The organism is Blautia sp. 1033sp1_1033st1_G9_1033SCRN_220408, assembly GCF_040929965.1.
GTDB classification, from domain to species: Bacteria; Bacillota; Clostridia; order Lachnospirales; family Lachnospiraceae; genus Blautia_A; species Blautia_A ammoniilytica.
The window spans coordinates 16,341-29,650 of the sequence record NZ_JBFKZO010000012.1; the positions used below are offsets into that span (position 1 = coordinate 16,341).

The window sequence follows — 13,310 nt, forward strand, 5'->3', positions numbered from 1 at the left end:
GTGTTTTTTGCCGATTTATAGATTTTATCAATATATTATGGTACACTGATTAGCAGGTAACTGTTACATCACTAAACAGTTATGTATCAACGCCATATCTGCTAAGTATGTTTCCTATGACCTGCTGAGTAGTTGGTAAAATTAACAGAAAGTCAGGTTTCTATCATGACAGACAGAATTTATTTCGATCAGGCAAGTACCTCTTTTCCCAAAGCCCCTGGAGTTGCCAAGGCAATGTATGCCTATCTTACTAGCCTGGGAACGAATGTGAACAGAGGCTGCTATGAAGATGCTTATGCAGCAGAAGAAACAGTTTTTAATACCAGAAAGCTTCTGGCACAGCTTTTTCACTTTCCACTGACAAAAAATGTGATCTTAACAGGCAATATCACCCAAAGCCTGAACATGCTTTTAAAGGGACTGCTGCGGCCAGGCGATCATGTACTTGTATCTTCCATGGAGCATAATGCAGTGATGCGTCCACTTGTCCAGCTTTCCAGAGATGGCATTTCCTTTGACCGGATCCCCTGCCGCAGGGATGGAACCATGATCCTTGAACAAGCAGAAGCTATGATCAGGCCTTCCACAAAAGCTATTATTACTTTACATGCTTCTAATGTATGTGGCACCCACATGCCTCTGGCAGAGCTTGGTGATATCTGCCACAGGCATCATCTATTCTTCCTGGCAGATACTGCCCAGACAGCAGGTATCTTTCCACTGGATATGGAGCAATTACACATAGACGGTCTTGCTTTTACAGGACATAAAGGTCTTCGCGGTCCACAAGGTACCGGTGGTTTTCTTATATCCGGACAGCTGGCAGATCAGATGGAGCCTTTAATTTCCGGAGGCACAGGCAGTGTTTCCCATACAGAAGAGGTTCCTTCTTTTCTGCCAGACCGGTTCGAGCCGGGAACTCCTAATCTTCCCGGTATTTTCGGCCTGCACGCAGCACTTAAGGAGCTGACCCCTCTATCCATGGAGCAGATCCGTACAAAGGAGCTTTCTCTTACCGGATATTTTCTTGAAAAGCTTATGGAACTGGATCCTTCTGAAAAGCATATCCGTATCATTGGAAGAAAGGATCTGTCCATGCGAAGTGCTGTGGTTTCCATCCAGACTTTGGATGAAGATATGGCTTCTGTAGCATGGCATCTTGATCATGACTATCATATCATGACAAGAGTGGGGCTTCACTGTGCACCAAACGCCCACAAAACACTGGACACATACCCGGCCGGCACCATCCGCTTTTCCTTTGGTCCCCAAAACACAAATAATGAAATCGACTTCTGCATAAGGGCGCTGAAAGAGATCCTGGATCTTTAAGGCTTCCCGGAAAGGACACCTATGGAATTCAAACAACTGGAAGCCTTTGTGGCAGTAGTGGAATATAATAGCTTCTCGGAGGCTGCCAAACATCTTTATCTTACCCAGCCAACCATTAGTTCTCACATCCGTTCCCTGGAACAGGAGCTGAACTCCAAGCTGATCCTTCGGACTACCAAAAAGCTTACGGTTACAGCACGGGGGCAGCAGCTTTATGACTGTGCGGTAAATATACTGAATATGCGCAACACTTTGGTGGATGAATTTACTGGCAATGATAAAAAGATCATAGACCTTGGTGTTTCCACTATCCCCTCCTCCTACCTTCTGCCGGAACTTCTGGGTGCTTTCAGCAGCCAGTCCCCTAACGTCTACTTTCATGCCTGTCAATCCCACAGCCAAGGAGTAATCCTGCGGGTATTGGATGGCAGTATAGACCTGGGCCTTGTAGGCAGTAAAAGTGAGGACAAGGATTGTCAGTTTATTCCTTTTTGTTATGACAAACTGGTACTGGCCACCCCTGTAACCCCCTATTTTCTTAAAATGCAGGAACAGGGTGCACAGCTTGCCGATTTTCTGGACCAGCCCTTTATCATGCGGGAAAAAGGTTCCGGAACAAAAAAAGAGCTGGACCGTTACCTGGAGAGCCAGGGAATCAGCCAGTCTTCTCTGAATATTGTGGCACGGATGAATGATCTGGAAGCTGTGCGAAGATCCATTGTGCAGGGCATCGGGATTTCTGTTCTTTCCTACCGCTCTGCCAGGGATCTGGCAGATTCCAAACAGCTGCTGCTTTTTCCTTTGGATAAAGTATCATCTGTGCGTACCTTTTATATTGTATATAATAAAAACCGGATACTGAAAAGCCATGTAAAGCAGTTTATCCACTTTACAGAGGGCTTCTACCAGAATCCGGAAACACCTTAAAAATCAATAAATGCATTTGGGCTGGTAACTGGGAAGATACTGAGCCGTTGCATATTTTTTATAATACAGATTCGATCAATGTCCTGGTGTAATCCGTTTTAGGATGATCGATCACCTGCTCTGTTGTCCCATATTCCACCATCTTTCCGCCGTTCAGGACCATAACATGATCGCAAAATGCCTGCACCAGTGCAAGATCATGGCTGATAAAAAGAACTGTCAGGTTCTCATTGTGTTTTAGTTCTATCAGCAGTTCCACTATCTGCTTCTGCACAGTCACATCCAATGCACTGGTAGCTTCATCGCAAATCAGGATGGATGGCTTTACAGCCAGTGCTCTGGCAATGGCTGCCCTCTGGCACTGACCGCCACTGACCTGATGGGGATATCGCTGTGCAAATTCCTTATCAAGCCCGCATTTTTCCAAAAGCAGCTCCACTCTCTCATTTGTTTCTCTGCGATTCATCCCCATATTACGCAGGCTTTCTCCAATCCCGTCTCCTAAGGTATGTCTTGGGTCAAAGGATTCTGCAGGATTTTGAAATACCATCTGAATGTCCTGATATATGCTACGCAATGCCTTTCCTTTAGCCTTTGTAATTTCCTGATCACCTAAAAATATCTGTCCCCGGGACACATTCTCCAAATGGGTGATCATTTTTGCAATGGTGCTTTTTCCTGAGCCTGATTCCCCAACAATTCCCAGACATTCTCCTTGTTTCAGATTGAAACTCACATCATCCACTGCAGTGAATCGCTTATTGCCAGATATGAAGCTTTTACTTATATGTTCAGCCTTTAAAACAGTTTCTGCCATTTCACTCTGCCTCCGGAATCTTTCTGTGGTTCAAATGAAGCACAGAGCCCATAAGTTCCCTGGTGTAGCTATCCTTAGAATGCTCAAGGACCTTTTTTGTTTCTCCATAATCTCTGACCTGTCCATCTTTCAGCACCAGCACCTTATCTGCCATTTTTCTTACTACGCCTATGTTATGTGTAACTATAATCATAGATGTATGGTACTCCTTGCGCAGCAACAGCAATTCTTCAACAACCTGCTTTTGAACTGTCACATCAAGTGCACTGGTAGGCTCATCCGCAAGGAGCACCTTTGGCTGCATGATCATAGCGATACAGATTCCAACACGCTGGTTCATTCCACCAGACAGCTGGAATGGATAGCTTTCCAGCACACGTTCACTATCATGCAAGCCGATTTTTTTCATAATCTCCTTGGCTCGGCATCGAATCTCTTTTTTGCTGACTTTCTCATGTTCTGTCACTGCTTCATACACCTGTGCTCCAACCTTGCGCACAGGACATAATGCAGATTTGCAGTCCTGAAATACCATACCGATTTCTTTTCCCCGATATCTACACAGCTGTTTTTCATTCATTTCAGCAAGATTGTGATCCTTATACCAGATATTTCCTTTTGTTACTATTCCTTCCTGTCCCAAAAGTCCTGTAATTGCCTTTATGATCGTACTTTTACCACTTCCTGATTCTCCAACAATCCCAAGAATCTCTCCTGGTTTCAGGTCAAAGCTGATATCCTGTATCACTTCTTCACCTTCATATGAAACTGTTACATGTTCTATACGAAGCAATGAATCCATTCAAATTCCCTCTTAGCACTTAATTAATATCCAGATCCGCAGTAATCTCATAATAATCACATGGATGAGCTTCCAGTCCTGTCACATTGGATTTTGTTACGATCCCCATATTCAAATGTGATACAAAGAAAAATGCGTCATCATCCAGGATCTGCTGCTGCAGCTTCACTGCCAGTTCACCTCTTTTTTCTTTGTCAAAGGTCTGGTGCAGCTGATCTGTCAGCTTTGTTACCTCTTCGTTCTGATAATTTCCATAATTTTTAGCACCTGTTACTGTACTGGTAAAGAAATATTCCGGATCACCGGTAGGCGCCGTGGTGGTAGAGCTTACATATACATCGAAATCGCCGTTTTCTGCATAAGTTCTGTGGTCCGACGTATTATTCACCTGCAGGTCAATGCCGATTTCTTTTAAGGTAGCCTGTGCATACTCTGCTAACTTTGGCTGTTCCAGACGAGTAGGATAAGTAAGCCAGTTGATGGTCAGCTTCTGTCCATCTTTATCTGCATATCCATCACCATCCGTATCCTTCCAGCCAGATTCCTCCAACAGCTTTTTGGCTTCCTCCGGATCATAGGACACTGTATTCACTGCATCATTTCCATAGGAAAAGCTGCTTGGAAATGCTCCTTTTGCCGGAATCCCCCGGCCTTGCATAATGACTGAGCAGAAACCTTCTTTGTCAATTCCCATTTCAACTGCCTTACGGATATTCTGGTCCTGCATCAGCTCTGAATCCATATTAAACTGACCAAAGAAGCATCTGCTGGTGGCACTGGAATGAATGGTATAATCCGGATTCTGATCAAATAAAACATAATTATCATACTGAAGACCATAGGTTCCCTGGACATCTCCTGTCTGTAATGCAGCTGTCAGGGCACTTCCATCAGCAAAAGATTTCACCGTGATTTTGTCAACTTTTACATCACCGCCCCAGTAGTCTTCATTCTTAGTCAGATCGATCTGAGTTGGTGTTACATTCGTAGCAATGTAAGGACCTGTTCCTGCTACATTTGCAGATCCTCCTTCTCCCTGAATACCATATTCCATATCAATAATGGCACCATATGGATCACCAAGATAATTGATGATTGCAGGACAAGGCTCCGTTGTATAAATCGTCAAAATCTGTCCATCAGCTTCTATATGATCAATTTTAAGATCATATGGTGCACGGTCGTGAACACTGATCAGATCTTCCAGACACTCCTTTACTGCCTGGGCATCCATAGCCCTACCGCTGGAAAACTTCACTCCGTCACGAAGAGTTATTTTTACAGTTAAATCATCTACAAATTCATAGTCTGTAGCCAGCCATGGCTCAACCTCCATGTTGTCATTGTACTTAAAAAGTGTTTCACCCACACCATAACGGATGGCACTCCAGCCAGAATAATTATCATGAGGATTCAAGCCTGCATCTCCCATTTCTTCACTGTAACCGGTGGTGCCATACACAAAGCTTTTTTCTCCCTCTGCATACACACTGGAGGCTGTGACAGCAATAAGCATTGCTCCCGTCAAAACTGCTCCCAATATTTTTTTCTTCACCCTTTTATTATCCTTTCTTTTTATTTCTTTGTTTTGGATCCATATAATCTCTTAATGTATCTCCCAGAAGGTTAAAAATCATTACTGTAATAAAAATTGCCAGTCCGGGAGCCAGCACCATCCATGGTGAGATCTGCAACATACTTCTGCCGTCATTGATCATACTTCCCCATTCTGCCATTGGAGGCTGCACCCCCAGTCCAAGAAAAGACAATCCGGCAAGCTCCATCATCATTGTTCCAATATCCAGAACAGAGGTGATCAGAATGGAGCCAAATATATTAGGAAGTATATGTTTGAATATGATCTTGCAGGTGCCACTTCCAGATAGTCTTACAGCCATTAAATAGGGCATATCCTTTTGAGTCAGTGTAAGTCCTCTTGCAAGTCTGGCATATTTTGGCCATCCGATCACTGCCAAAGCGATCACAGCATTCTGAATTCCACCTCCCAGCACCCCTGCAACAGCAAGGGCAAAAACAAGGCTTGGAAATGCAAGAAACAGATCCGAAATGCGCATCAGAATAGTATCCGCAAGTCCTCCGATCCATCCACAGATCATGCCGATCACAGTTCCTGCCACCGTAACAATACACACAAGCAAAAGTGTTGCATAAATACTGGTAGTGCTTCCTACAAGCACTCTTGAAAACATATCCCTTCCATAGCAATCGGTTCCCATAATATTGGCCAGGCTGGGCGGCTTCTGTGCCTGTAGAAGATCCTGTGCATATGGATCATATGGACAAATATGCTTTGCAAATGCTGCCACTAATAGCAACAGCAAGGTAAGAAAAATAAAGAAATATAGCTTTCCTTTAATATGATTCTTCTTCCCTTTCTTTGCAGGGAGTATAACACCTTTTTCCGTCTGTTTCATGTTCTGTCACCTCCCAGCCGCACCCGGGGATCCAGATAATGATATAAAATATCTGTGATCAAATTGACCACCACATATATGATTGCCATCCATGCCACATAGGCCTGAATAATGGGATAATCTCGCATTGTAATAGCATCTACTGCCATCTTCCCTACCCCATCCCACATAAAAATAGTCTCCACAATCGTGGTTCCGCCTAACAGGCTTCCTATTGACAATGCCAACAGCGTGATGATCGTAATCATAGAGGATTTCATAACATTTTTCCAGATAATAACACTTCCTCTTACGCCCCGTGCCCTGGCTCCTGTCACATAATCTTTGTTCAGTTCTTCCAGAACCGTTGTACGCACCTGTCTTGTATATTTGGATGCCATGGAAATCGCAAGCGTCAGTGTTGGCAAAACCAGGCTCAAAGCCATATTATCCGTTGTAATGACAGGCAGCCAGCCAAGCTTAATAGAAAACAAATACATCAACACCAGTGCCGCAAAGAAATTAGGCATAGAATTTCCAATAAAACTGAAGAAACGGATCAAATAATCAACCCATCGGTTATGTCTTACTGCAGAATAGATCCCCAGTGGAATCGCAATCAGCATTGTAAGAACTACTGAGGATACGGTAAGCACAATGGTTGACGGAAGCTTTTCGATAAACGTATCATATACGTCTCTTTTGGATACATAGCTTTTTCCCATATCTCCTGTAATCATTCCGCAAAACCATTTTCCGTATTGGACAAGAAAGGGCTGATCCAGTCCATATTCTTTTCTGGTGGCATCAATCACTTCCTGTGAAACCGCTGATCCTGCATTTTCATACATATATGTAACTGCATCTCCACCTGCCAAACGCATCATCGCAAAGGATAAAAAGGTAATCCCTATAAGAATCGGGATTAGTTGAAGCAGTCTTTTTAAAATATATTTTGTCATGGATGCTCCTTTATTTTTGAATAGATCATTCAGATAATCGACTGGTAAGAAAATCCAGAAATTCCTGTATGCATTCTTCTGGCTCCTCGTCTTTATGGATCACATACCCAAAACATACTCTGCTTTTTCCCGGTTCCAGTGGTATTCCCCACATGGTTCCGGTTTTATTTTCAGAAAGATAACTTCCGCTTATATTGGAAACATTACTGTTCTTCAGCATCTTTTCCATAATATAATCGCTGTTGGTTAAAACAGAAATATCCATATTCTTCCACTTAAAACGGCTGTCTTCAACTGCTCCTATATCAAAAAATTCATCCTGATAATTTTGTATGAACCGCATCTTTTCCAAATCATCCGATAAGATCCTGTCTCTCTTTAAACGATAAAAATCTGTATTTTGCCCTGGATACAAAATGGTATCTGTTTCCTGCATTATGACAAACTCCATTTTATTTTTACCCAGTTCATGCAAAAAACTCCCCATTTGATGATTTAATATATAAACAAATCCTATATCATCCACATAATCCCTGACACGTTCCATAACGTCTCTTACTCCTGCTGCAGTAATCTGGAAATGGTATCCCCGTTCACTGGTTTTATTATAAAAATCAACGAACTGATTTGCGAACCAGGAACTGGGATTCATGGAGATTCTGATCCATTTTGTCATCCCATGGGAAACCATATTCTCCAGGGCTTCCATTTCATTTGTGATTTTACAGGCATATTGATATACCTTTTTCCCTACTGGTGTTAATCGAATACCTCTGGGTATCCGTTCAAACAGCTGGATTCCAAGGGCATCCTCCAGGCCCTTGATCACCTTACTTACGCTTGGCTGTGTGGAGTACAAAATTTTGGCTGCATCACTAAACGACCCCGTCTGGGCACATATTTTAAAATATTGTAACTGCTTTAAATCCATAAATTTCTCCATATATTTTGTGAGAACAGGATTGGATGTCTTTCTTCCTTATCCCTGCTGGTTACTTTTCGGTCCACAATAAAAACATTGGTGTAGGATTATAAAATTCATCCTTTTCACAATAAATCCTGCTGCTGATGCCCAAATCCACGTAGATTCTTTTTACACCTAATGTTTCCAGTGTTTGCAGATCCCAAGCTGGTCGGCTGCATGAACTGATGGGAAGCTGATGCTTAATCTCATCACATTCCCGCATCATATCACTTCCCAGCATATTGTGTGCATGCATCTTAGGAAGTAAAGAAGTATCTGTACTGTCTTCCAGTCCGTAATTTGCATCAAAATTTAACATAATACCGCCATTTTTCAAAACCCGCATCCACTCTCCATATGCTTTTGACGCATTAGGAAGCGTCCAGGTCAGATTTCTTGAAATCACCATGTCAAAGCAGTTATCCTCAAAGTTCAGTGTCTCTGCATCCATTACCTGGAACGTACAACTCACTCCTTCTTCTTTTGCAAGGCTTCTGGCACCTTCGATCATGTTTGGAGTCAAGTCAATACCAGTTACTCTATGTCCTTCCTTTGCAAGAAGTACAGAAAAAAATCCTGCTCCACAACCTACATCCAGAATTTTCAATTTTCTGCCCTTTTCCTGCATGCATTTATGGATTTCGTTCATCCATCTTGATGCAAGGGGACTGTGAAGTTCATCTCTGCGCTGCTTCAGAAAGCTGTCACTGCGTTTTGTCCAGTAATTGGTGATTCTTTCCTTCCTGTCATCATCTTCGTAACTAATCTGCCCATAAGTGATCATGGGGCCATCCTGCAGCACCTGCAGGGAACGTGTCTGATACAGGATCACTCCATCACTATAGGCCACACAGCATTCCAGTTCTTTCCCTTCATAATCCCGCACATATCCAAGTACATCTCCGGATTCAAACAGGTCTCCTGCCTTTTTCTCAGGATACCATAAACCATTGTATGAAGCATCCTGATACTGAACATTTTTCACTTCCAAAGGATAATACTTGCGATAACTTTTATGACCATCATAAATTCCAAGGTACCGCAAAATGGTACGTACATCCCGCTTCATGGAACGCACCTCTTCTGCATCCCAGCATCCCATTCCCCCTCTTTCCAGAAGCACACTTGGAATCCCCTGGGAGGCAGCGTAATTGTAAGCGCCACCGGAAACTACATCTGACTGTACCATGTAAGGCACATCCACCTGCTGAGCCATATGTCTGGAAATTTCCACAGTTCTTGCATCTGCACGTCCTGCATAATATACATAAGAAGCCAGTTCCTCATAATCGTCTCCACTATGCAGATCAATATAGTAATCTGCCTTTTCCAGCAGTTCCTTAACCACTGCAAAAGCCAGCCTCTCCAGTTTTTTTCCTTCTCTTTTTCCAGGAAAAAGGCGGTTCAGATTTCCACTCTCTGCCATATCTGCACTGCCTTTTCTGGCCTCAAAAGCCTCTCGGCAAACCACTTTTACAAGGATCACTGTACCGGACATTTTCTCTGCATTCAGATCCTCTGCCAGTTCTACAGCAGACTGGATTCCCACATATTCTCCTGGATGGATCCCAGCTGTGATCAATACAGTCTTTCCCGGATTTTTCCCACGGATCACCGTTATCGGCAGAGAAAATTCTCCATTGCCAAGGGTTAAAAAGCCATGTGCCCGATGCCCTGGCTGCACTGTCAGATCACCTAATGTATAACCTTCCCATAGTTCTTGTTTTACAGCCTGTATCATGAACATAGGCGTTGATCCATAATTCAGTTTTTCTTCTGTACTCCACACCCTGTTCCATACATTGGTGTCAACTGTAACAGAAGCATGAAGCTCTGTCAGCACCTTTTCATCCCATGACGGACGCTGCTTCCCGGACAATGGAACCTGTCTGGCAATCTCTTCCATGCGATCAATATCTGTACAGAGATAATGGTCATCCAGGTTTTCCTTTTCTACATTTTCCCTGTCCTTATCATAAGCCAGCCGTTTCTCCTCATCATACAGATATCCGTACCAATTGGCGTCAAAATTCAAAAGCTGTCCACCGGGACGAAGCACACGGATCCACTCCCGATAAGCCTTTACCGGATCCGGCAGATTCCAGGTCAGATTCCTGGTGATCACCACATCAAAAGTATTATCCTGAAAGTCCAGATCTTGGGCATCCATCCGATAAAATGACACATGATCCTTCTTATTTCCAAGATACTTTTCCACATTCTCTTTAGCCTTTTCCAACATTCCTTCTGTGTAATCCACAGCATCCACATAATAACCTTCGCCTGCCAGGATCACAGGAAAAAAACCTGGGCCTGTGCCAATATCCAGGATCCGCAGGCTTTCCCTGGCTTTCTGTGGAAATTTATTTTTCAGAAGCATAAGCCAGGCTTCTTTTTGTGTGCCAAGAAGCTCTTTTTCATTTACCTCTGAATATCCTTCTGTCCGTGTATTCCAGTAATCCTTAATTTCTTTCATCAGTTCTGTCAACTGTATTTCCTCCGCAAGTCTCTTCCAACTGTTTCTTCTATCAATTTTTAATTTCTTATTTCAATCTTTTCCACAAAATCTGTTAAAATGTTAGCAAAGTGGTGTGGATTCTGCAAGCCCCCTGGGGGGATAAATTATTGCTCCACTGACCCATAAAAACAATTTGCTGAACTTCACGAAGTATGGTATACTGAATAAAATATGCAACAAGTGCAGTTCCAACTGTCTGCATCAGAAAATACCCCATCTTCACGATTCCTTAACATTCGCTGTACCAGGGGTATCAAAGCTATATAAGATTGAGGTGAAACATTATGAAATCCAATGAATCTGCAGAGAATTATCTGGAAACCATACTGATTCTCAGTAAGAAAAAACCTGTTGTGCGTTCTGTAGACATCGCAGAAGAACTGGGCTTTAAGAAGTCCAGCGTCAGCGTTGCCATGAAGAACCTCCGTGAGAAGAATCACATTACGGTGACTCCGGAAGGGTATATCTACCTTACTCCATCCGGTCAACAGATTGCTGATATGATTTATGAGCGTCATCAGTTTCTTTCTGCATGGCTGATCAGCCTTGGAGTAGATCCTGATACAGCTACTTCAGACGCATGCCGGATCGAGCATGTGATCAGTCAGGAAAGTTTTGAAGCGATCAAGAAGCATCTTGCTCCGGAAATGCAATAATTTTCTCAAACAAAAGGGTGCCCATTGCCTGTGGTTATACAGGATGGACACCCTATTTTTATTCTGTTATTCCTGATCTGCTTTTTTCTCGTAGAAAACAGCAGAAAACGGTGATAATTTTAATGCATTTTCCCCTGCTGGGAGAATCTTGTCTTTCTTAGTATATTTCCTGTTGCCGCCATAAACTTCCATATCACTTGCCATCAGAAGATCATATTCCTCTTCAAGCCGGATCTGATATTCCTGGGTCTGATCAGAGAAATTAAACAATGCCAGGATTGTTTCTTCTTCGCTTCTGCGCTCAAAAACATATACGCATTTCTCTTCCTGATGACAGTCGATCCATTGGAACCCTTTATTTTCAAAGTCATGCCTGTACAGTGCCGGATGTTCCAAATAGCAATGATTCAATTCCTTCATAAATCTGTGGAACTTCTCATGGATAGGAAAGTCCAATAGCATCCAGTCCAGATCTCCTACCTCGCTCCATTCTTTTAGCTGAGCTAGTTCATTTCCCATAAAATTCAATTTCAGACCGGGATGTGCATACATATACATATAAAAGGCTCTTGCCTGTGGGAATTTCCCGTCATATCCTCCATTCATCTTCTGTGCGATGGTTGCTTTCCCATGGACCACTTCATCATGAGACAGCGGAAGAAGATACTTTTCATTATAGAAATACATCATGGAAAATGTCAGCTTATGATACTGCTCCTTACGCTGCTCCGGAGAAGACTGAAAATAAGAAAGTGTATCATTCATCCATCCCAGATCCCATTTGTAATCAAAGCCAAGTCCGCCTTCAGAAACAGCCTTCGTTACTCCTTGGTAAGGTGTGGAATCCTCTGCAAACAGCATAACATCCGGTAACCGTTCCTTCAGTCCCTGATTCATGGTCTTCAAAAACTTCAGAGCTGATAAATTCTCCCCGCGATTACTATCTCCCTGCCAGTAGATCAGATTGCCAACAGCATCCATACGCAGTCCGTCAAAATGAAATTCCTGCAGCCAATAAAGAGCACAGGACTGTAAAAAGCTGCAAACCTCTCCTCTGGAATGCATAAAATTACAGCTTCCCCATTCATTGCGTCCCACTGCAATATTAGGATATTCATATAAAGCAGTTCCATCATAATTAGCCAGTGCATAATCATTAACAGCAAAATGAACCGGCACAAAATCCAGGATCACACCGATCTCATTTTTGTGACACTGGTCAATAAAATACTTCAGATCTTCCGGCTTTCCGTAACGTGAAGTAGGACTGAAATACCCGGTTCCCTGATATCCCCAGGATTCATCACAGGGGTATTCACAAAGAGGCATTACCTCTATATAATTATATCCGTTTTTCTTCAGATAAGGAATAATAAGACCTGCCATCTCCCGATAGGTGTACCATCTTTCACCAGAGCCTTCTTCCGGGCATTTCCAGGACCCAAAATGCATTTCATAAATATTGACTGGTTTATTCTTTCTATCCTTGCCGTTTTTCTGCCACTCTTTATCATGAAATCTGTAGTCTTTTGATGTCCAGGTAACAGAAGCTGTTCCTGGGCGTAATTCAGAATAAAATGCATAAGGATCTGCGTGATCTATAAAAGAACCATCATTTTTGTAAATCCGGTATTTGTACATCTGCCCTGATGTCACTCCCGGAATATCGCATTCCCAGAAATTGCCATCATAAATACGGTTCATAGGTGTTTCTGTCCATCCATTAAACTCACCAATAACACTTACACGATTAGCAGCTGGGGCAAATGTACGGAAAGTGACGCCCTTTTCCCACACATGTGCTCCAAGAAATTCATATGCCTGAAATTCTTTCCCGATATAAAAATTATAAAAATCCATATATTCCTCCATTAAAACCGACACCAGTTGTTTTTTTTCGATTTTAGTGTATAATAAA

Annotated in this window: 11 protein-coding genes; 3 read left to right on the forward strand and 8 right to left on the reverse strand. The window is 42.7% G+C overall.

Annotated features, from left to right (window positions below):
* The first annotated feature begins 165 nt into the window (after positions 1-165).
* Complete coding sequence (locus tag AB5916_RS10165; RefSeq protein ID WP_368190651.1) at positions 166-1,332, forward strand: aminotransferase class V-fold PLP-dependent enzyme; 1,167 nt, start codon at positions 166-168, stop codon at positions 1,330-1,332.
* A gap of 21 nt (positions 1,333-1,353) precedes the next feature.
* Positions 1,354-2,259, forward strand: coding sequence for a selenium metabolism-associated LysR family transcriptional regulator (locus AB5916_RS10170; RefSeq protein WP_368190653.1), 906 nt, complete (start codon positions 1,354-1,356; stop codon positions 2,257-2,259).
* A 58-nt stretch (positions 2,260-2,317) separates the two neighbouring features.
* Here AB5916_RS10170 and AB5916_RS10175 read toward each other — a convergent pair whose 3' ends face one another.
* Genes AB5916_RS10175 through AB5916_RS10205 form a run of 7 tightly spaced genes read right to left on the reverse strand, consistent with a single transcriptional unit; the run spans position 2,318 to position 10,694 of the window.
* Positions 2,318-3,076, reverse strand: a complete 759-nt coding sequence (locus tag AB5916_RS10175; RefSeq protein ID WP_368190655.1) for an ABC transporter ATP-binding protein — start codon at positions 3,074-3,076, stop codon at positions 2,318-2,320.
* Between the two features lies 1 nt (position 3,077).
* On the reverse strand, positions 3,078-3,878 hold the full coding sequence (locus tag AB5916_RS10180; RefSeq protein ID WP_368190657.1) for an ABC transporter ATP-binding protein: 801 nt from the start codon (positions 3,876-3,878) through the stop codon (positions 3,078-3,080).
* A 19-nt stretch (positions 3,879-3,897) separates the two neighbouring features.
* Entirely contained in the window at positions 3,898-5,433 is a 1,536-nt protein-coding gene (locus tag AB5916_RS10185; RefSeq protein ID WP_368190659.1) for an ABC transporter substrate-binding protein, read from the reverse strand.
* Positions 5,434-5,440: 7 nt separating this feature from the next.
* Positions 5,441-6,313: a nickel transporter permease gene (nikC, locus tag AB5916_RS10190; protein WP_368190661.1), complete on the reverse strand. Its 873-nt coding sequence runs from the start codon at positions 6,311-6,313 to the stop codon at positions 5,441-5,443.
* Entirely contained in the window at positions 6,310-7,254 is a 945-nt protein-coding gene (nikB, locus tag AB5916_RS10195) for a nickel ABC transporter permease (protein WP_368190662.1), read from the reverse strand. The genes nikC and nikB overlap by 4 nt, the downstream gene beginning before the upstream one ends.
* 25 nt (positions 7,255-7,279) lie before the next feature.
* Positions 7,280-8,197, reverse strand: a complete 918-nt coding sequence (locus AB5916_RS10200; RefSeq protein ID WP_368190664.1) for a LysR family transcriptional regulator — start codon at positions 8,195-8,197, stop codon at positions 7,280-7,282.
* A 49-nt stretch (positions 8,198-8,246) separates the two neighbouring features.
* Complete coding sequence (locus tag AB5916_RS10205; protein ID WP_368190666.1) at positions 8,247-10,694, reverse strand: methyltransferase domain-containing protein; 2,448 nt, start codon at positions 10,692-10,694, stop codon at positions 8,247-8,249.
* Between the two features lie 326 nt (positions 10,695-11,020).
* Between AB5916_RS10205 and AB5916_RS10210 the strand changes: the two genes are divergently transcribed.
* On the forward strand, positions 11,021-11,392 hold the full coding sequence (locus AB5916_RS10210) for a metal-dependent transcriptional regulator (RefSeq protein ID WP_368190668.1): 372 nt from the start codon (positions 11,021-11,023) through the stop codon (positions 11,390-11,392).
* A gap of 66 nt (positions 11,393-11,458) precedes the next feature.
* Here the strand turns inward: AB5916_RS10210 and glgB are convergent, their stop codons facing one another.
* Positions 11,459-13,252, reverse strand: a complete 1,794-nt coding sequence (gene glgB / locus AB5916_RS10215; RefSeq protein ID WP_368190669.1) for a 1,4-alpha-glucan branching protein GlgB — start codon at positions 13,250-13,252, stop codon at positions 11,459-11,461.
* Positions 13,253-13,310: the final 58 nt, after the last annotated feature.

Coding starts and splice junctions, on each gene's coding strand:
- AB5916_RS10165 (WP_368190651.1), top strand. CDS start 166: ATGACAGACAGAATTTATTTCGATCAGGCAAGTACCTCTTTTCCCAAA.
- AB5916_RS10170 (WP_368190653.1), top strand. CDS start 1,354: ATGGAATTCAAACAACTGGAAGCCTTTGTGGCAGTAGTGGAATATAAT.
- AB5916_RS10175 (WP_368190655.1), bottom strand. CDS start 3,076: ATGGCAGAAACTGTTTTAAAGGCTGAACATATAAGTAAAAGCTTCATA.
- AB5916_RS10180 (WP_368190657.1), bottom strand. CDS start 3,878: ATGGATTCATTGCTTCGTATAGAACATGTAACAGTTTCATATGAAGGT.
- nikC (WP_368190661.1), bottom strand. CDS start 6,313: ATGAAACAGACGGAAAAAGGTGTTATACTCCCTGCAAAGAAAGGGAAG.
- nikB (WP_368190662.1), bottom strand. CDS start 7,254: ATGACAAAATATATTTTAAAAAGACTGCTTCAACTAATCCCGATTCTT.
- AB5916_RS10200 (WP_368190664.1), bottom strand. CDS start 8,197: ATGGAGAAATTTATGGATTTAAAGCAGTTACAATATTTTAAAATATGT.
- AB5916_RS10205 (WP_368190666.1), bottom strand. CDS start 10,694: ATGAAAGAAATTAAGGATTACTGGAATACACGGACAGAAGGATATTCA.
- AB5916_RS10210 (WP_368190668.1), top strand. CDS start 11,021: ATGAAATCCAATGAATCTGCAGAGAATTATCTGGAAACCATACTGATT.
- glgB (WP_368190669.1), bottom strand. CDS start 13,252: ATGGATTTTTATAATTTTTATATCGGGAAAGAATTTCAGGCATATGAA.